General features: G+C 65.6%; 22 protein-coding genes. 10 read left to right on the top strand and 12 right to left on the bottom strand.

The window, feature by feature from the left end; genetic code table 11:
- The first annotated feature begins 50 nt into the window (after positions 1 to 50).
- Positions 51 to 920, top strand: coding sequence for a pyridoxal kinase PdxY (gene pdxY / locus HNP46_RS26565; RefSeq protein WP_184594990.1), 870 nt, complete (start codon positions 51 to 53; stop codon positions 918 to 920).
- Between the two features lie 340 nt (positions 921 to 1,260).
- On the opposite strand, the gene HNP46_RS26570 is transcribed toward pdxY, so the two are convergent.
- The 6 genes from HNP46_RS26570 to HNP46_RS26595 all read right to left on the bottom strand — a co-directional run bounded on the left by HNP46_RS26570 (position 1,261) and on the right by HNP46_RS26595 (position 8,445).
- A complete protein-coding gene (locus HNP46_RS26570) occupies positions 1,261 to 1,845 on the bottom strand; it encodes a YqaA family protein (protein WP_184594992.1) in 585 nt (194 codons plus the stop codon).
- Positions 1,846 to 1,849: 4 nt separating this feature from the next.
- On the bottom strand, positions 1,850 to 3,553 hold the full coding sequence (ybaL, locus tag HNP46_RS26575) for a YbaL family putative K(+) efflux transporter (protein ID WP_184594994.1): 1,704 nt from the start codon (positions 3,551 to 3,553) through the stop codon (positions 1,850 to 1,852).
- Between the two features lie 209 nt (positions 3,554 to 3,762).
- The gene (locus HNP46_RS26580; protein ID WP_184595122.1) at positions 3,763 to 4,242 is read right to left on the bottom strand and encodes an acyl-CoA thioesterase; all 480 of its coding nucleotides are present in this window, start codon (positions 4,240 to 4,242) and stop codon (positions 3,763 to 3,765) included.
- Positions 4,243 to 4,445: 203 nt separating this feature from the next.
- On the bottom strand, positions 4,446 to 5,204 hold the full coding sequence (locus HNP46_RS26585; protein WP_184594996.1) for an SDR family NAD(P)-dependent oxidoreductase: 759 nt from the start codon (positions 5,202 to 5,204) through the stop codon (positions 4,446 to 4,448).
- A gap of 356 nt (positions 5,205 to 5,560) precedes the next feature.
- Positions 5,561 to 6,928, bottom strand: a complete 1,368-nt coding sequence (locus HNP46_RS26590; RefSeq protein ID WP_184594999.1) for a glutamine synthetase family protein — start codon at positions 6,926 to 6,928, stop codon at positions 5,561 to 5,563.
- Positions 6,929 to 7,050: 122 nt separating this feature from the next.
- Positions 7,051 to 8,445 (bottom strand): aspartate aminotransferase family protein, encoded by a 1,395-nt coding sequence (locus HNP46_RS26595; RefSeq protein ID WP_184595001.1) that lies wholly within the window; start codon positions 8,443 to 8,445, stop codon positions 7,051 to 7,053.
- Between the two features lie 127 nt (positions 8,446 to 8,572).
- Between HNP46_RS26595 and HNP46_RS26600 the strand changes: the two genes are divergently transcribed.
- From HNP46_RS26600 to lepB, 3 genes are all read left to right on the top strand, one after another.
- The gene (locus HNP46_RS26600; protein ID WP_184595004.1) at positions 8,573 to 9,361 is read left to right on the top strand and encodes an SDR family NAD(P)-dependent oxidoreductase; all 789 of its coding nucleotides are present in this window, start codon (positions 8,573 to 8,575) and stop codon (positions 9,359 to 9,361) included.
- 74 nt (positions 9,362 to 9,435) lie between these two features.
- Positions 9,436 to 10,101, top strand: a complete 666-nt coding sequence (locus HNP46_RS26605) for a GntR family transcriptional regulator (protein WP_184595006.1) — start codon at positions 9,436 to 9,438, stop codon at positions 10,099 to 10,101.
- A gap of 120 nt (positions 10,102 to 10,221) precedes the next feature.
- Positions 10,222 to 10,785, top strand: coding sequence for a signal peptidase I (gene lepB, locus HNP46_RS26610; RefSeq protein ID WP_311771843.1), 564 nt, complete (start codon positions 10,222 to 10,224; stop codon positions 10,783 to 10,785).
- Positions 10,786 to 10,814: 29 nt separating this feature from the next.
- Here the strand turns inward: lepB and HNP46_RS26615 are convergent, their stop codons facing one another.
- The 3 genes from HNP46_RS26615 to HNP46_RS26625 all read right to left on the bottom strand — a co-directional run bounded on the left by HNP46_RS26615 (position 10,815) and on the right by HNP46_RS26625 (position 12,586).
- Complete coding sequence (locus tag HNP46_RS26615) at positions 10,815 to 11,027, bottom strand: YgdI/YgdR family lipoprotein (protein WP_184595008.1); 213 nt, start codon at positions 11,025 to 11,027, stop codon at positions 10,815 to 10,817.
- A 103-nt stretch (positions 11,028 to 11,130) separates the two neighbouring features.
- A complete protein-coding gene (locus HNP46_RS26620) occupies positions 11,131 to 11,532 on the bottom strand; it encodes an SMI1/KNR4 family protein (protein ID WP_184595010.1) in 402 nt (133 codons plus the stop codon).
- Positions 11,533 to 11,701: 169 nt separating this feature from the next.
- Complete coding sequence (locus tag HNP46_RS26625; RefSeq protein ID WP_184595012.1) at positions 11,702 to 12,586, bottom strand: Tim44 domain-containing protein; 885 nt, start codon at positions 12,584 to 12,586, stop codon at positions 11,702 to 11,704.
- Positions 12,587 to 12,845: 259 nt separating this feature from the next.
- Between HNP46_RS26625 and HNP46_RS26630 the strand changes: the two genes are divergently transcribed.
- A complete protein-coding gene (locus HNP46_RS26630; protein ID WP_184595014.1) occupies positions 12,846 to 14,606 on the top strand; it encodes a cation:proton antiporter in 1,761 nt (586 codons plus the stop codon).
- Between the two features lie 12 nt (positions 14,607 to 14,618).
- On the opposite strand, the gene HNP46_RS26635 is transcribed toward HNP46_RS26630, so the two are convergent.
- The gene (locus HNP46_RS26635) at positions 14,619 to 15,389 is read right to left on the bottom strand and encodes an ABC transporter ATP-binding protein (RefSeq protein WP_184595016.1); all 771 of its coding nucleotides are present in this window, start codon (positions 15,387 to 15,389) and stop codon (positions 14,619 to 14,621) included.
- 8 nt (positions 15,390 to 15,397) lie between these two features.
- Positions 15,398 to 16,153 (bottom strand): ABC transporter permease, encoded by a 756-nt coding sequence (locus tag HNP46_RS26640; RefSeq protein ID WP_184595017.1) that lies wholly within the window; start codon positions 16,151 to 16,153, stop codon positions 15,398 to 15,400.
- Positions 16,154 to 16,274: 121 nt separating this feature from the next.
- On the opposite strand from HNP46_RS26640, the gene HNP46_RS26645 reads away from it, so the two are divergent.
- The 5 genes from HNP46_RS26645 to HNP46_RS26670 all read left to right on the top strand — a co-directional run bounded on the left by HNP46_RS26645 (position 16,275) and on the right by HNP46_RS26670 (position 22,117).
- A complete protein-coding gene (locus HNP46_RS26645) occupies positions 16,275 to 17,012 on the top strand; it encodes a sulfotransferase (protein WP_260403272.1) in 738 nt (245 codons plus the stop codon).
- 15 nt (positions 17,013 to 17,027) lie between these two features.
- Positions 17,028 to 17,951: a glycosyltransferase gene (locus HNP46_RS26650; RefSeq protein ID WP_184595019.1), complete on the top strand. Its 924-nt coding sequence runs from the start codon at positions 17,028 to 17,030 to the stop codon at positions 17,949 to 17,951.
- Positions 17,948 to 19,777 (top strand): class I SAM-dependent methyltransferase, encoded by a 1,830-nt coding sequence (locus HNP46_RS35945; protein ID WP_260403273.1) that lies wholly within the window; start codon positions 17,948 to 17,950, stop codon positions 19,775 to 19,777. The genes HNP46_RS26650 and HNP46_RS35945 overlap by 4 nt, the downstream gene beginning before the upstream one ends.
- A 3-nt stretch (positions 19,778 to 19,780) precedes the next feature.
- A complete protein-coding gene (locus tag HNP46_RS26665; protein ID WP_184595021.1) occupies positions 19,781 to 20,887 on the top strand; it encodes an acyltransferase family protein in 1,107 nt (368 codons plus the stop codon).
- 72 nt (positions 20,888 to 20,959) lie between these two features.
- Positions 20,960 to 22,117, top strand: coding sequence for an acyltransferase family protein (locus HNP46_RS26670; protein WP_184595023.1), 1,158 nt, complete (start codon positions 20,960 to 20,962; stop codon positions 22,115 to 22,117).
- A 2-nt stretch (positions 22,118 to 22,119) separates the two neighbouring features.
- On the opposite strand, the gene HNP46_RS26675 is transcribed toward HNP46_RS26670, so the two are convergent.
- On the bottom strand, positions 22,120 to 22,911 hold the full coding sequence (locus HNP46_RS26675) for a 2OG-Fe(II) oxygenase (RefSeq protein WP_260403274.1): 792 nt from the start codon (positions 22,909 to 22,911) through the stop codon (positions 22,120 to 22,122).
- Positions 22,912 to 22,923: the final 12 nt, after the last annotated feature.

Genomic DNA, 22,923 nt, shown 5'->3' on the forward strand with positions numbered 1-22,923 from the left:
GCCTGTGAATTGCGCCCCATACTGCCCCATTACTGTTGCAGGACACCGTTATGCCGCGCACTCCCCACGTTCTCGCCATCCAGTCCCACGTCGTCTTCGGCCACGCCGGCAACAGCGCCGCCGAGTTTCCCATGCGACGCGTCGGGGTGAACGTCTGGCCGCTGAACACCGTGCAGTTCTCCAACCATACCCAGTATGGCCACTGGACCGGTCAGGTGCTGCCGCCGGAGCAGATTCCGGCGCTGGTGGACGGCATCGCCGCCATCGGCGAACTGGGCAATTGCGACGCGGTGCTCTCGGGCTACCTGGGCAGCGCAGCGCAGGGGCGGTCGATCCTCGAGGTGGTGCGACGCATCCGCGAGGCGAATCCGCGCGCCGTGTACCTCTGCGATCCGGTGATGGGCCATCCCGAGAAGGGCTGCATCGTCGCTCCGGAAGTCAGTGAGTTCCTGCTCCACGAAGCCGCTGCGGTGGCCGACTACCTGTGCCCGAACCAGCTGGAGCTGGACAGCTTCTGCGACCGCCAGCCGACCTCCCTGGAAGACTGCGTCGAGATGGCCCGCGGCCTGCTGGTGCGCGGCCCCAAGGCGATCCTGGTGAAGCACCTGAACTACCCGGGCAAGCCGGCGGATGCCTTCGAGATGCTGCTGGTGACCCTGGACGCCACCTGGCACCTGCGCCGCCCGCTGCTGGCCTTCCCGCGCCAGCCGGTGGGGGTGGGCGACCTCACCTCCGGGCTGTTCCTCGCCCGCCTGCTGCTGGGCGATGACCTGCGCAGCGCCTTCGAATTCTGCGCTGCTGCCGTGCATGAGGTGCTGCTGGAAACCCAGGCCTGCGGCAGCTACGAACTGGAGCTGGTGCGGGCGCAAGACCGCATCGCCCATCCGCGGGTGAAGTTCGAGGCGGTGAAGTTGGGGTAATTCGAGGTCGGTAACGGCGGGTGCTGCTGGATGGATTGGCGCTGCCTGCCGCCCTCACCCTAACCCTCTCCCAGGGGGAGAGGGGACTGTCCTGAGCGGCCAAGTACATCGCAACTCGCCGGCTGACTCCTAAGCGTCCGCAGAATGCCTAACGGCCCCCTCTCCCTCCGGGAGAGGGCTGGGGTGAGGGCAGGCCCTCGCGCCGAGGCCTGAAATGTAGGAGCGAGCTTGCTCGCGAACCGCCCAGCACCCGCGTTGCCGGTGAGCCTGTTCGCGAGCAATAACGATGTCGTCCCCCTTGCTCCAACACAATCCCGCCTGCCGCCTGCCGCCTGCCGCCTCAGAGCATGTACTTGCCCAGCAGCAACCCGCCCACCACCATCGCCGTCAGCAGCCCGAACGCCAGTCCCAGGCGTTTCTCGATGGCTTCGCGCAGCGCCGGGCCGGCCCAGAACAGCAGGGCGCAGGTGGCGGCGAAGCGCAGGGTGCGCGCCACGATGCTGAGGGCGATGAACAGCACCAGGTCGAGCTGGGTCACGCCGCTGGTGAGGGTGATCAGCTTGTACGGCAGCGGGGTGAAGCCGCCGCCCAGCAGCACCATCAGCCAGCCCAGTTCGTTGTAGCGCTCGGCGACCTCGGCGAAGTTTTCCTGCAGGCCGTAGAAGCCGAGAATCGCCTGGCCCACCGTCTCGAACAGCAGCAGGCCGATGAAGTAGCCGGCAATGCCGCCCAGCACCGAGCTGACGATGCAGATTGCCGCATAGCGCCAGGCCTTGGCGCGGTTGGCCAGGACCATCGGCACCAGCAGCGCGTCGGGCGGAATGGGGAAGAACGAACTCTCGGCGAAGGTCACCCCGCCCAGCGCCAGCTCCGCCCGCGGGTGCCCCGCCAGGCGCATGGTCCAGTCGTAGAGCCGGCGCAGCATGGCGTCAGGCCGACTGCGGCAGGTGGTCGTCGCTGGGCACCGTGGCGGCGTCCTCGCGTTCGACCCGCTCGACCATGCCGCGGGCGATCTCGCGCTCGCCCATGATCACCAGGTTGGCGCCGTTCTGCTCCAGGTAGTCCACCTCGGCGTCGAAGTGCGCGCGGGCGATGATGTCCAGGTTCGGGTTGATCGCCCGCGCATGGCTGGCGATGGTGCCGGCCTCGAAACCGTTGGGAATGGCGATCAGCAGCCAGCGCGCCGAGGTGATGTTGGCCTGGGCCAGTACCTCGGGATTGGCGGCGTTGCCCACCACCACGCAGAGGCCGTGCTCGCGCAGCTCGGCGGCCTTCTCGCGCTTGTCCTCGATCACCACCACCGGCACCTTGTCCTTGCGCAGGCGCTCGCTCACCAGCGCGCCGACGCGACCATGGCCGATGAGGATCGCGTGGTTCTCTTCCAGCACCGGCGGCGGCAGGTCCTGGGCTTCCACCTGGACCACGCCGGGGTCGCTTTCGGCCTTCTGCTCCTGGCGCGCCTGCAGGCGGTCGATGGCGATGAACAGCAGCGGGTTGACCAGGATCGACAGGATCGCGCCGGCCAGCACCAGGTCGCGGCCCGCTTCGGGCAACAGGTTCAGGGTCACGCCCAGGCCGACCAGGATGAAGGAGAACTCGCCGATCTGCGCCAGGCTGGCGGCGATGGTCAGCGCGGTGCTGTTGGGGTGGCCGAACATGCGCACGATGACATAGGCCGCCACCGACTTGCCGAAGACGATGACCAGGAAGGTCGCCAGCACCGGCAGCGGCTCCTGGATCAGGATCGCCGGATTGAACAGCATGCCGACGGAGACGAAGAACAGCACGGCGAAGGCGTCGCGCAGCGGCAACGAATTCTCGGCGGCTTCGTGGCTGAGCTCGGACTCGTTGAGGATCATCCCGGCGAAGAACGCGCCGAGGGCGAACGACACCCCGAAGATCACCGCCGAGCCGTAGGCGATACCCAGCGCGATGGCCAGCACGGCCAGGGTGAACAGCTCGCGCGAGCCGGTCTTGGCCACCCGCTCCAGCACCCAGGGTACGAAGCGCCGGCCGCCGAAGATCATCACCGCGACGAAGGCGGCGACCTTGCCCAGAGTCAGCAGGATCGGCATCAGCAGACCGCCGTCGCCACCGTCGGAGGTGCCGCCCAGGGAGCCGGCCAGTGCTGGCAGCAGGACCAGGGTGAGGACCATGGCGAGGTCTTCGACGATCAGCCAGCCGATGGCGATGCGGCCGCGTTTGGTGTCGATCAGCTGGCGCTGTTCCAGCGCCCGCAACAGCACCACGGTACTGGCCACCGACAGCGCGAGGCCGAAGACCAGGCCGCCGCCGAAGTTCCAGCCCATCATCCAGGCCAGGCCGAGGCCGAGCAGGGTGGCGACGCCGATCTGCACCACCGCGCCGGGGATGGCGATGGCCTTCACCGACAGCAGGTCTTTCAGCGAGAAGTGCAGGCCGACGCCGAACATCAGCAGGATCACGCCCAGTTCGGCGATCTCCGTGGACAGCGCCTGGTCGGCGACGTAACCGGGGGTGAAGGGGCCGGCCAGCACGCCGGCGAGCAGATAGCCCACCAGCGGCGAGATACGCAGGCGATTGGCCAGGGCGCCGAGGACGAACGCCAGCACGAAGCCGACGGCGAGGGTGGTCAGTAGCGGGGTGTGATGCATGGTCTGGGCTCCGGGCACTCAGGGAGCGACCGGACTGCGCATCAGCACCGGGTCGCTCGACGGTGGGTCACGGGGGCAAACCCGCGTATGAAAAGTTTAGGCGTAGTAATGAATTCCTACCTTGCTTTCACGCAAGGGTAACCTGTTGACGCATCGGGGAATTTCTTCGACACGCGAGATTTCTTTTCAGGAAATGTCGCGAACGTCCGTCATTCGTCGCGAAGCTCTTTGTAGCGCTGTTCCAGCTCCTGGCGAATCTGCCGACGTTGCTGCGCCTGGGCGAAGCGGCGTTTCTCGTCCCTGGTCTGCGGATCGAGCTGCGGCACGACGATCGGCTTGCGGTCGTCGTCCAGCGCCACCATGGTGAAGAAGCAGCTGTTGGTGTGGCGCACGGATTTCTCGCGGATGTTCTCGGTGACCACTTTCACGCCGATCTCCATGGAGGTGCGGCCGGTGTAGTTCACCGAAGCGAGGAAGGTGACCAGTTCGCCGACGTGGATCGGCTCGCGGAAGATCACCTGGTCCACCGACAGGGTCACCACGTAGTAGCCGGCGAAACGGCTGGCGCAGGCGTAGGCGACTTCGTCGAGGTATTTGAGCAGGGTGCCACCGTGGACATTGCCGGAGAAGTTGGCCATGTCGGGGGTCATCAGGACGGTCATGCTGAGCTGGTGGTTGCCAGGTTCAATGGAATTCTCTTCGGAATCATCTTGGGAAAAGGAAAGGGCCTAACTCTGGACAACCAAAGCGCGGCGGGCGACACAGTTTTTTCTATACCGCCGATTGGCGCCACGCACCAGTAGACCCTTCTCCAGTGGCGCATCCGCCGTTCGATCAACGCCCCGCAACGAAAACGGGCGACCCCTGGCCGCCCGTTCGCGTATCTGTCGGCTCAGCGCCCGGCGGAAAGACCGAAGTCGATGGCCAGGTCCGCGCCGGTGATGGCTTCGGATTCCGGCTTGCACAGGTACCAGACCAGCTCGGCGACTTCTTCCGGACGGATGAAGCGCGCCACCTTGCCCTGTGGATAATCCTTCAGCAGTCCGAGTTTGTAGGCCGCCGGATTGCCCTGGCCGTAGCGTTCGGCCTGGTAGTCGAGCATCGGCGTGGCGATGTCGGCGGGGGAGATGGCATTGACCCGCACGCCGGACTCGGCCAGTTCCAGCGCCAGGGTGCGGGTGAGCATGGTCAGCGCCGCCTTGCTCGCACAGTAGGCTGCCGAACCGCGATAGGCCTGGCGGCCGGAATCGCTGGAGATGTTGACGATGCAGCCGCGGTTTTCCTTCAGGTACGGCGTCGCGGCCTGGCACATGTAGAAGGCGGCCTTGAGGTTCACCCCCATGACCAGATCGAAGTCGTCTTCGTTGAAGTCCTCCACCGGGCCTTCGCGCCAGACGCCGGCGGCGTTCACCAGGGCGTCCAGGCGACCGGTGCGGGCGAGGATGTCGGAGACCAGGCTGTGGCAGTGGTCGGCCCGTCGCAGGTCACCGACGGCGGTGGCGTCCAGCGGCACCTGGGCGTTGAGCGCATGCAGGCCGGCTTTGTCCACATCGGTGGCGGCGATGCGCCAGTGGCTTTGGGCGAAACGTTTGGCGATGGCTTTTCCGAGGCCACCGGCGGCGCCGGTGATCAGTACGACAGGAGTGCTCATTGTCTACGGGTTCTCCCTGCCTGAGAGAGGACGGCGGCCGGCAGGCAGTCCGGCGGGCGCCGATTCGATCAGGGGCGCTCAAGCGCCCCGTGCCATTACAGACCAAGAAAAGACCAGATTCTTCAGTCTGACAGGGTAAATTTTTCGTAAGTCTTTTGCGTGTCGGCGGGTGAGTTGAGCGGCTCGAGGATCAAGAGCCCCTCACCCTACCCCTGGCTGCGCGCCCCGCTCCTGAGGGAGAGGGGACTGATCGGAGCAGGATGACACCGAATTATCAGCCGGCACGGACGGCTCCCTCTCCCGCTGGGAGAGGGCTGGGGTGAGGGAATGCCCCGGCACCGCACCCGTGCTGCCGATCAAGCGTGATGCAGATACCAGCGCCAATCCTGCTCGCCCACCTCGCCCATGAACTGGCGGAACTCTTCCCACTTGATCGCCAGGAACACCTTGAGGAATTCCTCGCCCAGCGCCTCGCGGGCCCAAGTGGAAGCCTCCAGCGCGCGCAGCGCGGTGAGCCAGTCGGTGGGGAGGAACTCGGTGGCCTGTTCGTAGCCGTTGCCGACGATGGGCGCGCCCGGGTCGATCTGCTCGCGGATGCCTTCGTGGATGGCTGCGAGGATTGCCGCTGCAGCGAGATACGGGTTGGCGTCGGCGCCGCAGATGCGGTGTTCGATGTGCCGGCTCTTTGCCGGGCCTCCGGGCACGCGGAACGACACGGTGCGGTTGTTCACGCCCCAGCTCTTGGCCAGCGGCGCGTAGCTGTTGGCCTGGAAGCGGCGGAAGGAGTTGGCGTTGGGGCAGAAGATCGCCAGGGAATCCAGCAGGCGCGCCATCATGCCGCCGATGGAGTGGCGCAGCAGCGGCGTGCCATGAATGTCTTCGCTGGCGTAGAGGTTGTTGCCCTGCTCGTCGGCGAGGCTGACGTGCAGGTGCATGCCGGAACCGGCGCGGTCGCCGAACGGCTTGGCCATGAAGCAGGCCTGCAGCCCGTGCTTGTTCGCCACGCCCTTCACCAGGCGCTTGTAGCGCACGCCTTCGTCGATGGCCTGCATGACGTCGAAGCGGTGCTCCAGGGTCAGTTCGACCTGGCCCGGCGCGTACTCGGAGATCGCCGTACGCACCGGCAGGCCCTGGACTTCGCAGGCGGCGTAGAGGTCGTCGAGGAACGGCTGCAGCTGCTCCAGCTCATAGACGCCATAGACCTGCGGTGCCTCCGGGCGGATGCCGTTCATCTGCAGTGCCGGCTGCGGACGGCCGTTGGCGTCGCGCTGCTTGTCCAGCAGGTAGAACTCCAGCTCCACCGCCATCACCGGGTGGAAACCGTCGGCCTTGAGCCGGTCGACCACGCGGGACAGCGCCTGGCGCGGGTCGGCCGGGGTGGCCGGCAGGCCCTGGGTCGGGTGCATGCTCACCTGCAGCTGGCCAGTAGGGCTGGCGCGCCAGGGTTGCAGAGTCAGGCTGCCGGGCAGCGGGTAGGTCCAGCAGTCGGCGTCGGCGACTTCCCAGACCAGCCCGGTGCCCTCGACGTCCTCGCCCTGCACGGTCAGCGCGAGGATCGAGCTGGGCAGCGGGCGGCCGTTGTCGTAGATCGCCAGCAGCTCGTCGCGGTGCAGCAGCTTGCCGCGCGGGATGCCGTTGGAGTCGATGATGAACAGTTCGATGCTGCGCACGTCCGGGTGGGCGGCGAGGAAGGCTTCGGCTTCCTGGCGATCGGCGAATTGCATGGTGGTCCTCGGTGGCGCGGTACGCCGCAGAATGCTCTGCGTAGGAGCGGATTCATCCGCGATCCGCCGGCAGGCGGCGAAAAACATCGCGGACGGAGTCCGCTCCTACGGGTTCTTTACTTTCAGGCCTCGCGAGCGCCGGGGATTGCCAGCAGCTCGGTGATCCCCGCATCGAGTGTCTCGATCAGGCGATCCACATCGGCCGCGGTGGTGTCCGGGCAGCACAGGGTCATGTTGTGGAACGGCGTGATCAGGATGCCGCGGTTGATCAGGTACAGGTGCAGGGCCATCTGCAGCTCGTCGTGGAAGGCCGCTTCGGCCTCGGCGCCGGTGCGCGGCGAGACGGGGCAGAACTGGAACTCGCTGCGTGCGCCCAGCTCGGTCACCGACCACTTCAGCTCATGCTTGGCGATCAGCGCGCGGAAGCCGTCGGCCAGGCGCTTGGCCAGCGGCAGCATGTGGTCGTAGGCCGCCTGGGTCATCACCTGTTCCAGGTTGGCGCGCATGCAGTGCATGGCTAGGGCGTTGGCCGAGAGGGTGGTGCCCATGCCGCTATGGCCGTGGCCATGGCTGTCTTCCTGGGCGCTCTGGCGCGAGGCGGCCATGCGCTCAGCCATTTCCGCGCTGCAGCCGAAGATGCCGCAGGGCACGCCGCCGGCGATCGGCTTGCCGACCACGAAGAAGTCCGGGTCGAGGTTCCACAGCTTGGTGCAGCCGCCGATATTGGTGGAGATGGTGTGGGTTTCGTCGATGATCAGCAGCGATCCGTACTTGCGGGTCAGCTCGCGGCACTTCTGCATGAAGCCCGGATCGGGCAGGACCATGCCGATGTTGGTCATCGCCGGTTCGCACAGCAGGGCGCAGACATCGCCCTGGGCCAGCGCGGCTTCCAGCGCCTCGACATCGTTGAAGGGGATGGAGCGGCTGTGCTGGGTCAGGTCGTAGGCCTGGCCGACCAGGCCGGAGCGGTGCACGGTTTCGCCGTCGCGGTAGCGCACCATCACGTCGTCGACGGTGCCGTGGTAGCAGCCGTCGAACACCAGCAGAGTCTTGCGCTTGGTGACCGCGCGGGCCCAGCGCAGCACGTAGCGGTTGGAGTCGGTGGCGGTGGCGGTCACCTGCCAGAAGGGCAGGCCGAAGCGCGCGGCGAGCAGTTCGCCGCAGACCACGGCGTCTTCGCCGGGGAGCATGGTGGTCAGGCCGCGGGCGCCCTGTTCGGCGAGGGCGCGGGCGATCGGTGCCGGCGAGTGGCCGAACATGCTGCCGGTGTCGCCCAGGCAGAAGTCCACGTAGTCATGGCCGTCCACGTCATGGAAGCGCGCGCCCTGGGCGCGTTCGACGAACAGCGGGCAGGGCGTGGACCAGTCGGCCATCCAGTGCATCGGCACGCCGGCGTACAGCGACTTGTGCGCGCGCTCGGCCAGGGCGACGGACTTGGGGTTCTGTTCCAGGAAGCGCTGGCGCTCACGGGCGGTGAAAAGATCCACGGCCGGTTGGGCGATTCCGCTGGCGGTCATGTTGCACACCTCGTTTGTTATTTCGCACATCTTCCATTTGTGATCACAAAAATGTCAATACAGCGAATCGACTGCCTGATAATCTGCCCTGCAACGAATTCTGTGATCACAGACCAAGACGATAGCCATGAACGATGTCACGAGTGAGTTCCCGTGGACCGGCCAGGTCGCCCTGGTCAGCGGCGCCGGCAGTGAGTCCGGCATCGGCTTTGCCACCGCGCGCCGGCTTGCCAGCAACGGCGTGAAGCTGCTGCTCACCGCCAGCAGCGAGCGCGTCCTGCAACGGGCGGACGAGCTTTGCGCCGAAGGTTTCGAGGCCCGCGCGCTGCCTGCGGACCTGACTAACGAGAACGACGTTGGTCAACTGGCCGACTGGGCTCAGGCGCAATGGGGAAGGGTAGACGTCCTGGTGAACAACGCCGGCATGGCCATGCAGGGCAGCCCGGAACCCTTCGCCGAACTGGCGGCGATGGACCTGGCGAGCTGGAACCTGTCGCTGGCGCGCAACCTCACCAGCGCCTTCCTGCTCACCCGCGCACTGCTGCCGGGGATGCTGCAGCGCGGCTACGGGCGCATCGTCAATGTCAGCTCCACCACCGGCGTGCGCGCCAGCAATCCGGGCGAGTCGGCCTACAGCGCGGCCAAGGCCGGGATGCTCGGCATGAGCATGGGTCTGGCGCTGGAAGTGGCGAGCCGCGGGGTGACGGTGAACAGCGTGGCGCCAGGCTGGATCGCCACCGGCTCCAGCAGCGAGGAAGAACTCCAGGCCGGACGGCGCACGCCGCTCGGCCGTTCCGGGCGACCGCAGGAGGTGGCCGCCGCCATCGCTTTCCTGGCCTCGCCCGAAGCCAGCTACATCACCGGCGAGGTGCTGGTGGTGGACGGCGGCAACTGTCTGATCGAGAACAAGGGATAAACAAGATGAAGCATGACTGCAGCCTGACCTTCGCCCAACTGCCGGCGCCGCCGGCCGGCCGGGAGTGATTCGCGATGGCCGACAACCTTCAGGAACAGCTGTACCAGAACCTGCGCCAGGCCCTGCTGACCGGGCGCTTCCAGCCCGGCGAGCGGCTGAAGATCCGCGACCTGGCCGATCAGTGGGGCACCAGTCCGATGCCGGTGCGCGCCGCCCTGCAGCGGCTGGTGGCCGAGGGCGCGCTGGAGGGCGAGCCGCAGCGCTCGCTGCGGGTGCCGGTGATGACCCGCGAGCGCTACCTGCAGATCCTGCAGGTGCGGCAATCCCTGGAGGGGTTGGCCGTGGAAGATGCGGCCCGGCACCTGAAGCCCGCCGACCTCGAAGTGTTGCGCGATTGCACCGAACGCATGGAAACCGCGCTGAACGGCCGCGACGTCCAGGGCTACCTGGAAGCCAACAGCCTGTTCCACCTGACCCTCTACCGCGCCTGCGGCAACCCCACGCTGCTGCGCATGATCGAGGCGCTGTGGCTGCAGGTCGGGCCGTTCTTCAACCGGCTGTTCACCGAGGCCGACCTGTCGCTGCGCCTCAACGATTTCCACGAAGACACCCTGCAGGCGCTGGAGCGCGGCGATGGCGCGGGCGCGCGCCGGGCCATCGAACAGGACCTGGGCTATTGCGGGCAATACCTGCTCAACCTGCTGGAGCTGGAAAGCGGAGGAAGGCTGGGCGCCCGCTGAGTCGCCAGGATCGTTTGGCGATTTCGGAATTGGCTCGGCTGCCAATCAGATGCGTCTGCTAGGAAACACGGGATGGCCGCGCGAGATTCGTCGGCCATCTCCCTGTCCCGAGACCGTTCCGTGAAAATCTCATTCTGGCGGACCATGGCCGTTCTCACCTGCTTGCTGGTCGGCCTGTATATCTTCAACCCCCTCGGCGTGCCCAGCCACGATCCCCGCCTACGCCTGCTCGGCGGCTCGACCTTCTCCATCAAGTCGACGTCCATGGCGCCGAGCCTGCAGCCGGGCGACTACATCCTGGTCAATGCGGCCAGCTATGCCTTCGGCGAGCCGGTGGATGGCGAGGTGGTGGTGTTCCGTCCGCCGAGCGATCCGGCGCAGATCTACATCAAACGCATAGCCGGCCGCCCCGGCGATCGCCTGAGGATCACCGCTGGCAAGCTGTTCGTGAATGACCGGGAAGTCGTGCAGCCCTACCTGGACGCACGACAGAACCAGCGCGAGGACTCACGCCGGATTCAGGAACAGGTCGTTCCCGCAGGGCAGTACTTCATGCTCGGCGACAACCGCGACAACTCCCTGGACAGCCGCTACTTCGGCTACGTGCCCAGGGCGAACCTGATCGGCCGCGCCGCGTATGTCTGGTATGCGAAGGACACCGGGCGCATCGGCCCGCTGCACTGACGCCCAGACGCGGCACGGCGGCGGCCTGCTCACGGCGTCTTGATGAAGCGGACATTGTCCTTCTTGATCAGGATCGTTTCGCCGTTGAGCTGCTCGAACTCGTAATAGTCATTGTATTTATCGTAGTCGGAGTGATCCTTCACCAGGACTTCGCTGCCATCCTGCAGCGTCACCACGGCCTTGTCGGCGCATCCGGCGAGGCCGAGCAGCAACAGGCAGGTGAACAAGGCTTTCAACTTCATAGTTTCTCCACGGGGCATCGTACCCGCCCGGGCAGCAAGGGCTGGAGGTACGCTGGGTTGCCTGTGTGACCATGGAAGTTTCAGGAAATTCCGACACCGGGCTTCAAGTATCGAGCCATACGTCGCGTGCCCAGGTCCACACCGAGTCCCAGGTTTCCTCGGTGAGTTCGCCATCGGCCCAGAGCACCACCTCGCCGTCCTCGGCGACCGCGTAGTAGTCGTCGCCATCGGCGCAGAGCGGGATCAGCTCGCGCGGCAGGCCGCTGGCCCAGGCCACGGCGGCCACTTCCGGCAGGTAGGTGTGGGACTGCGGATCGGTCACGGTGACCGGCTCCAGGCGGCCGTAGATCACGTCGCTGACCTGCAGGAGGAATTCGCGGAATTCCGACGGAATGCCGATCAGCAGCTCTTCCTCGATCTCCACCAGCAGTTCCTCGTCCGGCAGCTCCAGCGGCACCGGGACCGGCTCGTTCACTTCACGCAGCTTCTCGATCACATCTTCCACAGGCGGGGTCTCTCCACATTCGATGATGGCGCGCTTTATACAGTAGTAGCCGGCCCTCCGCGCAAGGCCACTGCACGGGCGCCGTCCGGACGAGCGGCGGCGGCCTTGCCGGTGCGCAGAAACGAAAAAGCCCGGCACAGGCCGGGCTTCTTCAGGATCGAGCGCAGGATCAGTTCTGACGGATGCCCGCCACCAGCCACGGCTGGTTCTCGCCCTGGGCGCGCTCCATGCGCCAGCTTTCGCTGAAGGGCTCGCCCTGGTCGAAGCGCGAGGACTTCGACACGCCGCTGAAGGTCAGGGTGGCGATGGTCTTCTCGGCCTGGTCGTCCACGCCTTCGAGCTGCACGTCGAGGTTGTCGATGTAGGTGGACTGGTAGCCGTCGCCCAGGTCAGCGCGTTCCTGCTTGAGGAACTGCAGCATCTGCGGGGTGACGAAGTCGGCGATCTTGTCCATCTCGTTGGCGTCCCAGTGCTGCTGCAGGGACATGAAGTGCTCGCGGGCGGCGCCGACGAAACGCGTCTCGTCGAACCAGCTCGGGGCGTTGATCACCGGGCGGCTGTCCATCACCGGACGCGACGCACCACCGAAGATCGACGGCGGCGCGGCGGGCATTTCACGCTGCATCGGCGCGTGGCCACCGGCCATGGCGGGCTGGTTGCCCTGCTGCTGGCGGCGGCGGGAGGCGATGAAGCGGAAGGCGATGAAGGCGATCAGGGCAATGATCAGGATGTCGAGGAATTGCATGCCCTGGAAGCCGTCGCCCATGAACATGGAGGCGAGCAGGCCACCGGCGGCGAGGCCGGCCAGCGGGCCGAGCCAGCGCGAAGCGCCGCTCTTGGCAGCAGCACCGGCGGCGCCTGCGGCGGCACCGGTCGCAGCCGGACCGGCGGCAGTCGGGGAATTCGGCGCGGCGTTGGGTTGCGCCTGGCGGGTCTGGTGGCTCGGCGCCGAGCCCATGCTCTTGCCGCCGCCGAAACGTTTGGCGGCGTTGACGTCGAGGCTGAGCGTCACGGCGACACAGAAGGCCATGGCAAGGCTGAGAAAGCGCTTCATCGTTGTCATTCTCTTGGTGGGTGTACGACGCACGTCATGTTGCCGACCGCTGCCCCTGAGGGCCAGCCGGATTTTGTTTCGTGCTGTTGCCCTGTACGGGCTGCAAGCCTGATATGGGGGCGTTCGATTCCCTTTCCAAATCAGTCTGTTACTGATTCTTTCAGAGCCGCCTGGCGGCGGGTTCGGATGGTAGGCTTCGCTGAGCGAGGCCGTCAGCCGCGCGATCCCCCTGACCCCCACGCCGCGAGGACCGCCGACCATGCATGCCATCGACTTCATCCAGGACCTCGCGGTGATCATGCTGATCGCCGGCTTCGTCACCATCCTCTGCCATCAGTTCAAGCAGCCGGTGGTGCTGGGCTACATCATCGCCGGGGTGATCATCGGCCCGCACACCCCGCCGTTCGCCCTGGTGCATGACGAGGAGACGATCAAGACCCTCGCCGAACTGGGAGTGATCTTCCTGATGTTCTGCCTCGGGCTGGAGTTCTCCCTGCGCAAGCTGTTCCAGGTCGGCGCCACGGCCTTCATCGCCGCGTTCCTGGAAATCACCCTGATGATCTGGGCCGGCTTCGAGATCGGCCGGCTGTTCGACTGGAGCACCATGGATTCGCTGTTCCTCGGCGCGATCCTGGCGATGTCCTCCACCACCATCATCATCAAGGTGCTGGGCGACCTGAAGATGAAGAACGAGCGCTTCGCCCAGCTGATCTTCGGCGTGCTGATCATCGAGGACATCCTCGGCATCGGCATTATCGCGCTGTTCTCCGGCATCGCCGTGAGCGGCACGGTGGAGGCCGACCAGGTGTTCTCCACAGTCGGCAAGCTCAGCCTGTTCATGGTCGTCGCGCTGGTCGTCGGCATCCTGCTGGTGCCGCGCCTCTTGGCCTACGTGGCAAAATTCGAAAGCAACGAGATGCTGCTGGTGACGGTGCTGGGCCTGTGCTTCGGCTTCTGCCTGCTGGTGGTGAAGCTGGAATACAGCATGATCCTGGGCGCCTTCCTGATCGGCGCGATCATGGCCGAGTCGCGCCAGCTGATCCAGATCGAGCGTCTGATGGAGCCGGTGCGTGACATGTTCAGCGCGATCTTCTTCGTCGCCATCGGCCTGACCATCGACCCCAAGGTGCTGGTGGACTATGCCGCGCCGATCCTGGTAATCACCTTCGTGGTGGTCGCCGGCAAGCTGATTTCCTGCGGCGCCGGCGCCTTCATCGCCGGGAACGACGGGCGCACCTCGATGCGCGTGGGCATGGGCCTTTCGCAGATCGGCGAGTTCTCCTTCATCATCGCCGCGCTGGGCATGAGCCTGGGCGTGACCAGCGACTTCCTCTACCCGGTGGTGGTCGGCGTGTCGGCCATCACCACGCTGCTGACGCCCTACCTGATCCGCTCGGCCGACCCGCTGGCGCTGTACCTGGGGCGCAGCCTGCCGTCGCCCATGGTGCGCGTGTTCAGCCTGTACGGTGAATGGCTGCGCAGCATCAAGCCGCGCGGCGACAAGGCGATCCTCGCCGGGATGATCCGCCGCATCCTGTTGCAGGTCGCGGTCAACCTGACCCTGGTGATCGCCATCTTCTTCGCCCTGGCGTTCTTCGCCGACCGCCTGTCGCAGTGGCTGGCGCAGTTCGTCGAGCACGATGCGTTGCACAAGGCGCTGATCTGGGGCGCAGCACTGCTGCTGTCGCTGCCGTTCCTGATCGCCGCCTACCGCAAGCTCAAGGCGCTGGCGATGCTGCTGGCGGAGATGGGCGTGAAGGCGGAAAGCGCCGGGCGCCACACCGCGCGCGTGCGCCGCGTGGTGTCCGAGCTGATCCCGCTGCTGTCGCTGGGCGGCATGATGCTGCTGCTGGCGGCGCTCAGCTCGAGCATCCTGCCGCCGGGCGAGCTGCTGGTGGTGGTGGCGCTGATCGCCGCCCTGGTGATCGCGGTGTTCTGGCGCTGGTTCATCCGCGTGCATTCACGGATGCAGGTGGCGCTGATCGAGACGCTGGAGCAGAACGGCGGCGGGCATCACTGAGCCCGCCAGCTTTCAGTCCTGGACTTCGAGGGGGCGCTGGGCGGCTTTGCGCTCGCGCTCGGCCTTGTGCATCTCACGCACGGCCTGACGGACGGTTTCGTGGTAGCCGCTGATCACGGTTTCCGCGTCGCTGCAGATGATCGACTTGCCCCGCTCGATCCATAGCACCCGATGGCACAGCTCGCGGATCGCTTCCATGCTGTGCGACACCAGGATCACCGTCTTGCCCTGCTTGATCTTGGCCTTCATGGCGGCGTGGGATTTCTCGCGGAAGGTCTGGTCGCCCACGCCCAGGACTTCGTCGATCAGCAGGATGTCCGGATCGGCGTGGATCGCCACGGCGAAGCCCAGGCGGGCGCGCATGCCGGTCGAGTAGGTGCCCACCGGGCGTTCGAAGAAATCGCCCAGTTCGCTGAATTCGCGGATGTCGTCCATCTGCCGGCGGATGTCGGCGAGCTGCATGCCCAGCAGCAGGCCGCTGATGACTACGTTGTCGCGCCCGGACAGCTCCGTCTTGAAGCCGACGTTGAGTGCCAGCAGGCTGGCATTGAGCGGCTTGCTGCGCTGCAGGGAGCCGCGGTCGGGATCGACGATGCCGGCGATCATGCGCAGCAGCGTGCTCTTGCCCGCGCCGTTGTTGCCGATCACCCCGAGGGTTTCGCCTTCGTAGAGCTCGAAGCTGACATCCTGCAGCGCCCAGAACGACTCGTAGCGCAGCATGCCGACCCGCTGCCGGTAGGACAGGCCGACGTGTTCGGCCTGGAGAATCAGGTCACCGGACATGCATCACCTCAGAACAGCAGCTTGGGGTATTTGCGCTCGTTGCGGTGCATGACCCACAGCGCCACGAGCAGGAAGGGGATGGCGACCGACAGCACATAGAGCTGTTCGCCCCAGGCGGGCCACTGGTTGTGCAGCAGCACATCGCGGAAGGCGGTAATCATCACCGTCATCGGATTGAGGTTGAGCAGCGGTGCCATGGACGCCGGGATCTCGTGGATGCTGAAGAACACCCCGGACATGAACATCATCAGCATCAGGAAGTTGTCCACCACCTGGCGCAGGTCCGGCACGAACGGCAGCACCGAGGCGAGCAGGAAGCCGAAGCCGATGATGAACAGCAGCTGGTTGAGGATCAGCATCGGCAGCGCCAGCCACTCCAGCGACGGACGGTAGCCGGCGAGCAGCAGCGAGAAGATCAGCAGGCTCAGGATGATCAGGAACTTGAAGGTGTTGCTCAGCACCGGGATCAGCGCGAACACGTACTTGGGCACGTGGATCTGCTGGATCAGCCCGGCGTTGGCCTGGATGGCGTTGCTGGCCTGGCGGACCGAGCCGTCGAACCACTTCCAGGCGACCATGCCGCTGAGCAGCAGCGGCACATAGCCGGGGCGGCTGTGGCCCAGTGCCAGGCCGAAGACGATATAGAAGGCACCCATGTACATCACGGGCTCGAGGATCCACCAGAGGAATCCGAGGAAGCGTCGCGCCACTTCGGTGCGCAGATCGCTGTAAACGCCGAATAGAATGATGTCCCTGTGCTTCATGTCGTTCTTGTTGGATTGAAAAGGGTGGGGTATTTAAACACAATGCGTCGCAGCAAGCCTGTGTGCCGATTGCGGCGCAATCTGTGTGGATCATCGCCCAAACATAAGAAAAAGAGCTGGTATGCGCCTATTTGATGTCCTGTTCCGCTCCTCCCGAAAAGCTCCCCAGCCCCCGGAAGACCTGGTCCTCATGGTGGTCGGCATGCACCGCAGCGGCACCAGTTTCCTCACCGGGTCCTTGCAGGAGTCTGGCCTGGAACTGGGCAAGCACAGTACCTGGAACCCCCACAACCTCAAGGGCAACCGCGAGAACGGCGACATCGTGGCCTTCCATGATGCGCTGCTGGCCGCCCGCGGCCATGCCTGGGACAACCCGCCGAGCACTGCGCCAGTTTGGACCGAGGCCGAATACGCTGCCGCGCGCGAACTGATCGGCGGTTATGACGGCGTCAGGCGCTGGGGGTTCAAGGACCCGCGCGCGCTGCTGGCGGTCGAGGGATGGCTGGAGCTGCTGCCGCAGCTGCGCTTCGTCGGCATCTTCCGCCATCCTTCGGCGGTCGCCGACTCCCTCCAGGCCCGTGGCGGCATGCCCCGCGAACAGGCCCTGGGGCTGTGGAAGGCCTACAACAGCCGCCTGCTGGAACTGCACGGCCGGGTGAAATTCCCGGTGCTCTGCTTCGACCAGGACGAGGACAGCCTGCACCATCAGCTCGACGAGGTACTGCGCGGCTTCGGCCTGCAGCCGCCGGCGAGCGAGCGTTTCTTCAGCTCCGAACTCAAGCACCACCGGCACGGCGACGAGCCGCTCGCGCCCGAGCTGGATGCCATGTATCAGGCTCTCAAAGCCATCGCCTACTGATCCGGGGGTTGTGTCATGCCCATCTTTCGTCGCGCGCCGCGCCTGAGCGTCGTGGTTATCGTCTACAAGATGCCGGAACAGGCCGACAAGACGCTGCAGTCGCTCAGCCCTGCCTACCAGCACGGGGTGAACGAACGCGACTATGAAGTCATAGTCGTCGAGAACCATTCCGACCGGCTGCTGGGGCGCGAGCGCGCCACCCGCCACGCCGGCAACGTGCGCTATTTCCACCGCAACGAAACCGAGCGTACGCCGGTCCACGCGATCAACTTCGGCGCCGCCCAGGCCCGTGGCAGCCATGTCGCGATCATGATCGACGGCGCGCGGATGCTCTCGCCCGGCGTATTGCGCCACGCCCTGGATGCCTTCCGCCTGGATGCGGAAGCGGCGGTCTCGGTGCCCGGCTACCACATCGGCCACAAGCTGCAGCAGGTGGCGGTGAACGAGGGCTACAACGAAGACGCCGAACAGGTGCTGCTGCAGAGCATCGAGTGGCCGAGCAACGGCTATCGCCTGTTCGACATCGCGGTGCTCAGCGGCTCCTGCCAGGGCGGTTTCTTCCAGGCCAACTACGAAAGCAACTTCATCGGCATGTCGCTGCGCAAGTGGAAGGCGCTGGGCGGGGTGAATCCGCGCTACAACGACTTCGGCGGCGGCAACGCCAACCTGGACCTCTACAAGCGCTTGCTGGAATACCCCAACACGCCGTTCTACCTGCTCTACAGCGAAGGGTCGTTCCACCAGTTCCATGGCGGCGTAACCACCGGCACGCTGCGCGAGGAACGCGAGCGGGTGTACAAGCTGCTCGATGAGCAGGACAAGCAGATTCGCGGGGAGAACCGCCATCCGCCGAGCGTGCGGCCGATCCTGCTGGGCTCGGCGCACCCGCACATCTTCCGCTTCCTCAACCACTCGCTGAATCGGGTACAGGCCGTATGACCGCGTTTCACGAGAAGCGCCCGCTGCTGTCGATCATCGTCATCGCCTACGACATGCCGCGCCAGGCCCTCAACACCCTGATCAGCCTGACGCCGGACTACCAGCAGGGCGTCGATGCCGACGACTACGAAGTGATCCTGGTGGAGAACCGCTCGCAGCGGAACATGGATGCCGAGGCCATCGCCCGGCTGCCCGGCAACTTCCGCTACTACCTGCGCGACGAGGCGGGCGTATCGCCGGCGCCGGCGATCAATTTCGGCGTTGCCCAGGCGCGTGGCCGGTTCATCGGCCTGATGATCGATGGCGCGCGGCTGGTAACCCCCGGCGTGGTCAAGTACGCGCTGATGGCTTTCCGCATGACGCCCGACGCCATGGTGGTGGTGCCCGGCTATCACCTGGGCGAGAACGAACAGCAGTTCCACCTGACCCATGGCTACTCCGAGGAAGCCGAGCAGAAGCTGCTGGCGGATATCGGCTGGCCGGACTCATCCAGTGGTTATCGGCTGTTCGATATTTCCTGCTGGAGCGGCGCCAATCCGAATGGCTATTTCCATCCGTTCATGGAAAGCAACTGCCTGTTCATCAATGCCCAGGTGTTCCGTGACATCGGCCGTGCCGACGAGCGCTTCGACATGCCTGGTGGCGGCGCGCTGAACCTCTACCTGTACCGCAAGGCGGCGATGCATCCGCGCACCCAGTCGGTGATGCTGGTGGGTGAGGGGTCGTTCCACCAGTTGCATGGCGGCGTTACCACTTCCGAAGTGGAGGGCCGCGAGGAATTGCTCAAGCGCCAGAGCGATCAGCTCTGCGAGCTGCTGGGCGAGCCATTCCGTTCGCCGACGGTCGAGCCCATCCTGCTCGGCCAGGCCAAGGCGCCAAGCCTGCGTTATCTCGAACGCTCGGTGCAGCGCGGGATGGACCGTGTCCAGCGCTGTGCCGGACGCCAGGAAGACCCGTTCGCCGACCAGGCGCTCAAGCCCGAATTCCGCCTCGCCCCGGTGCAGACACCGGTGCGGATCATCGCTCCCCGACCATCCGTTTCCGGAGAAGGCCAGATCATGAACACCCTCTACATGCCTCCGTCGATCAAGCATTTCGAGCCGCTGCACATGGTCTTCAGCACCTGGGTCGACCACCTGCCGTTCGGCTATGACCTGGTCACCGCGCTGCGGCCCAAGATGCTGGTGGAACTGGGCACGCACAAGGGGCTGTCCTACTTCACTTTCTGCCAGGCCATGAAGGAGAACGACATCGACGGCGTCTGCTATGCGGTGGACACCTTCGAGGGCGATGCCCACACCGACAAGTACGACGAATCGGTGTTCAACGCGGTGAACAACCACAACCGCCAGCATTACCATGGCTTCTCGTACCTGATGCGGATGTTCTTCGAGGACGCGCTCAAGCATTTCGACGACGACAGCATCGAGTTGCTGCACATCGACGGCTTCCACACCTACGAGGCGGTCAGCGCCGACTTCGCCAACTGGTATCCGAAGGTGAAGCCGGGCGGCATCATCCTGTTCCACGATGTCATGGCCCGCCTGCAGGACTTCGGCGCCTGGAAGTTCTGGGACGAGACCCGCGGCCAGCACGAGACCTTCACCTTCAACCACGGCTTCGGCCTGGGCGTGCTGCGCAAGCCCGGCGGCGACCGCAGCAACGACCATCCGCTGCTCAAGCTGCTGTTCGAAGAGGCTAAGGCCGACGAAGGTGCGGGACTGCGCTCGTTCTACGTGCACGCCAGCAAGCACCTGGAGAACACCCGCAAGCTCAAGCGCCTGACTCAAGGCCAGCCGCAACCCCAGCAGCAGCCGGCCAGCTGAGTCGTGAGCGAACACGCCGACGTCAGGGCAAACACGCGCCTCGTCGTGCTGGATGACTTGCGTGGCGTGGCGATCCTCCTGGTGGTCCTGTACCACGGCGTCACCCAGGCCTGGGGGTTTCAGCCGCCCAGGGGCGGGGACTACTGGCTGGCGTTCATCTACGCCGGCAACAGTGGCGTCACGCTGTTCTTCCTGTTGAGCGGAATCCTCGTGTCGCGCCCGTTTTTCCAGGCGCGGCAACGTCGGCAAGCGGTGAACCTGAGGCGTTACGCCGTGCAGCGCGCCCTGCGTATCCTGCCCCTGTACTACCTGATGGTGGCGGTGGGAGTGCTGGTGACCGGACAGTATGTCCAATTACCCGCGGCGCTGGGCTTTCTCGCCTGGGGGCACTCGGTCGGCAGCTTCAGCAACGTCTGGTGGAGCCTCAGCACGGAGGTGCAGTTCTACCTCGCGCTGCCACTGATCTTCCTGATGCTCGACCATTGTCGGTTTCTGCTGCTGGCCGCCTTCCTCGCCTGGCTGGCGGTGTTCATGGCTGTCTGTCTGCACGGGATATCCTTCGGCCTGCTCGGCACCCTCTACTGGATTCTCTCCCTGGGCGGCAAGCTGCCGGCCTTTCTGGCGGGCATGGTTATCGGCTGGGCGCTGGTGGAGCGTCGCCTGCCGCTGATTACGCTTTGGCGGGGGCGCGCGGCGCTGTTGCTGCTGACGCTGGTGCTGATGGTTTTCCTGCAGGTCAGCGTGGAGCACGGGGTGGTCGAGTTTTCCCTGCGGCAGCCCTGGGTCGTGCTGCCGGAGAGCCTGCTGTGGGCGGCTGTCGCCTTCGTGATGCTGGCAACGCCAGGCCTGGTGGGGGCTGCCGACAGCGGGCTATTGCGCTACCTGGGGCGTATTTCCTATTCGCTCTACCTGATCCACCTGCCGGTGATCCTGTATTGCCTGTCCTTGGCCGCTACCCATGGCATCCCGACACTGGCCTGCCTGTTGTTCGGATTCGCTCTGAGCCTGGCGCTTGCCCACCTGAGCTACGTCATCATCGAGAAGCGCTTCCTCGCGCTGAAGCAACGTTACGCTTCCGGCGAGCGAGTACCGGGGGCTGTTCCGGTATGAACCGGGGGCGGGTGAGCATGGTGCTACGAGCCGCTGCACAGGCTGTGTGTGCACCCGTCGGGCGATCGGTACATGACTGATCAAGCCGATGTCCGGGCAGGGCTGCGCCAGCCCGCCAGCTACCTGCCCGAGCTGGAGTCCCTGCGTGGCTGGGCGATCCTGCTGGTGGTGGGCTTCCACTACTTCGGCATTCTCGCCCTGGCGGAACGGGCGGATAACCCAGGGTGGGTGACGCTGCTCGGTGGCGGCAACACCGGCGTCACGCTGTTCTTCGTGCTCAGCGGCTTCCTCCTGTCGCGGCCCTTCCTGCAGGGCCTGCGCGACGGCCAGCAGGTGAGCATCCGGCGCTTCTATTCGGCGCGCTTCTTCCGCATTGTGCCGCTCTACTACGCGGCGGTGCTGCTGGCCTGGTTCGTGACGCAGAAGACTGCGGCGCTGAAGGCGCTGCTGTTCATTCCCATCGGCTTCCAGGCCTTCCCGTTCAGCGTGCCCTGGTGGTCGCTGTGTACCGAAATCCAGTTCTACCTGCTGCTGCCCTGGACCCTTTGGCTGCTGCGCTACCGAAGCGGCCGCTGGTTGGTTGCGGTTGCATTGCTGGCCTGGGCGGTGGCGCATGTCTGGCTGTTCCACACGCCGGGCTGGCTGTCACCGACCAACTTCTGGGAGAACTCGCTGTTCGGCCGCGCCGGGGCGTTTCTGGTGGGCGCGGCCTGCGCCGGATTCAGCCTGGGCCGAGGCTATGCCTGGCTACGTCAACGTGCGCTGGTCAGCGCTGTGCTGCTCGCGGGTTGCCTGCTGGGGCTGGGACGCCTGTGGTGGTGGTTCTCCCTGAGCGGGGAGCGCAACGCCTTGCAGGCGCTGCCGATGTACCACAACCTGGAAGCGCTGCTCTGGGGCGGCGCGATGCTCGGCCTGCTGGCGCTGAACTGGCGGATCAAGATGCTGCTGGCCAACCCGCTGCTGGATCACTTCGGGCGGATTTCCTATTCGCTCTACCTGATCCACGTGCCGGTGCAGTTCTACTGTCTGTACCCGCTGAAGGCCGCCGGCCTGACGCTGGAAGCGAACGCCGAGGCCTACCTGTTGCGCATCGCCTTGAGCCTGGCGCTGTCCTGGGCGTTGGCCTGGCTGAGCTATCGCCTGGTAGAAATGCCCTTCCTGCGTCTCAAGTCGCACCTGGCGACTTACTCCGGGCGCGCCCCCTGGGCGCGCCGCGCCGCCGACGCCTGAGGTCAGGCGGGCACGTCGCGCCAGTGCGTGGCGAAACCGGGCTGTGCTTCGCCTTCCGGACGGCCGTTGGTGTAGTAGTACAGCGCCAGGGAGCGGCGATAGACGCCATCGGGACAGGTGAGCGGGTGCGGGTGGCCGTGGAACGAACTGGAGGTGGTGCTGAACACTACGCAGCGGTTGGCAATCGGCAGCACGCGACGGGGCGGGCCGGCCATCTGCGAGTCCCACAGTTCGAGGTGGCCGCCGTAGCTCTCGGGCCATTCCTCGTTGAGGTAGATCAGCACGTTGATCCGCCGATCCAGGCCGAAGTCGCGGTGGGTGGCGAAGTCGGTATGCACCTTGAGGAAGCCGCCGCGGGAAATCTGATGGATTCCGGCTCCACGCAAATTGGGGTCGGGGATCAGATTGGCGATGCCGGTCAGTTGCGCCAGGTAGTCGAGGAAGGCGTGGGAGTTGAGCTCCCAGAACAGCTGGCGGTAGGTCGGCGGCATGCGCAGCGGATCGCGGATATTGCGCTTGTCCTTCTGCACGTACTCGCCGCTGGCCTTGTCGGTATGGGTCGCGTTGTTCCACAGCGGATCATTCTGGTCGTGCGGATACTCCTGCAGCAGCCTGGCAAAGGTCGACGGCGGCAGAAAATCGTCAATGACGATATGCGCGAAGGGGGCATTGCCGGCATAGTGCGGAGCCTGCCCGGCCACTCCGGCCATCAGGGCCGGATAGTCCAGCAGCAATCCATGGGAAGGGGCGCTGGTATCGCCGTTGCTCTTTGGCGCGAAAAGATTCTTAAGCATTTTTCGGGAATT

The sequence above is a fragment of the Pseudomonas nitroreducens genome (genome assembly GCF_014204515.1).
Taxonomy (GTDB): Bacteria; Pseudomonadota; Gammaproteobacteria; order Pseudomonadales; family Pseudomonadaceae; genus Pseudomonas; species Pseudomonas nitritireducens_A.

Excerpts from the sequence above, each read along its gene's own strand:
- HNP46_RS26585 (WP_184594996.1), bottom strand. The coding sequence starts at position 5,204 with ATGAGCACTCCTGTCGTACTGATCACCGGCGCCGCCGGTGGCCTCGGA.
- HNP46_RS26635 (WP_184595016.1), bottom strand. The coding sequence starts at position 15,389 with ATGTCCGGTGACCTGATTCTCCAGGCCGAACACGTCGGCCTGTCCTAC.
- HNP46_RS26630 (WP_184595014.1), top strand. The coding sequence starts at position 12,846 with ATGCATGCCATCGACTTCATCCAGGACCTCGCGGTGATCATGCTGATC.
- HNP46_RS26600 (WP_184595004.1), top strand. The coding sequence starts at position 8,573 with ATGAACGATGTCACGAGTGAGTTCCCGTGGACCGGCCAGGTCGCCCTG.
- pdxY (WP_184594990.1), top strand. The coding sequence starts at position 51 with ATGCCGCGCACTCCCCACGTTCTCGCCATCCAGTCCCACGTCGTCTTC.
- HNP46_RS26590 (WP_184594999.1), bottom strand. The coding sequence starts at position 6,928 with ATGCAATTCGCCGATCGCCAGGAAGCCGAAGCCTTCCTCGCCGCCCAC.
- HNP46_RS26640 (WP_184595017.1), bottom strand. The coding sequence starts at position 16,153 with ATGAAGCACAGGGACATCATTCTATTCGGCGTTTACAGCGATCTGCGC.
- HNP46_RS26595 (WP_184595001.1), bottom strand. The coding sequence starts at position 8,445 with ATGACCGCCAGCGGAATCGCCCAACCGGCCGTGGATCTTTTCACCGCC.
- HNP46_RS26675 (WP_260403274.1), bottom strand. The coding sequence starts at position 22,911 with ATGCTTAAGAATCTTTTCGCGCCAAAGAGCAACGGCGATACCAGCGCC.
- HNP46_RS35945 (WP_260403273.1), top strand. The coding sequence starts at position 17,948 with ATGACCGCGTTTCACGAGAAGCGCCCGCTGCTGTCGATCATCGTCATC.
- ybaL (WP_184594994.1), bottom strand. The coding sequence starts at position 3,553 with ATGCATCACACCCCGCTACTGACCACCCTCGCCGTCGGCTTCGTGCTG.
- HNP46_RS26625 (WP_184595012.1), bottom strand. The coding sequence starts at position 12,586 with ATGAAGCGCTTTCTCAGCCTTGCCATGGCCTTCTGTGTCGCCGTGACG.
- HNP46_RS26570 (WP_184594992.1), bottom strand. The coding sequence starts at position 1,845 with ATGCTGCGCCGGCTCTACGACTGGACCATGCGCCTGGCGGGGCACCCG.
- HNP46_RS26615 (WP_184595008.1), bottom strand. The coding sequence starts at position 11,027 with ATGAAGTTGAAAGCCTTGTTCACCTGCCTGTTGCTGCTCGGCCTCGCC.
- HNP46_RS26645 (WP_260403272.1), top strand. The coding sequence starts at position 16,275 with ATGCGCCTATTTGATGTCCTGTTCCGCTCCTCCCGAAAAGCTCCCCAG.
- HNP46_RS26650 (WP_184595019.1), top strand. The coding sequence starts at position 17,028 with ATGCCCATCTTTCGTCGCGCGCCGCGCCTGAGCGTCGTGGTTATCGTC.
- HNP46_RS26605 (WP_184595006.1), top strand. The coding sequence starts at position 9,436 with ATGGCCGACAACCTTCAGGAACAGCTGTACCAGAACCTGCGCCAGGCC.
- HNP46_RS26670 (WP_184595023.1), top strand. The coding sequence starts at position 20,960 with ATGACTGATCAAGCCGATGTCCGGGCAGGGCTGCGCCAGCCCGCCAGC.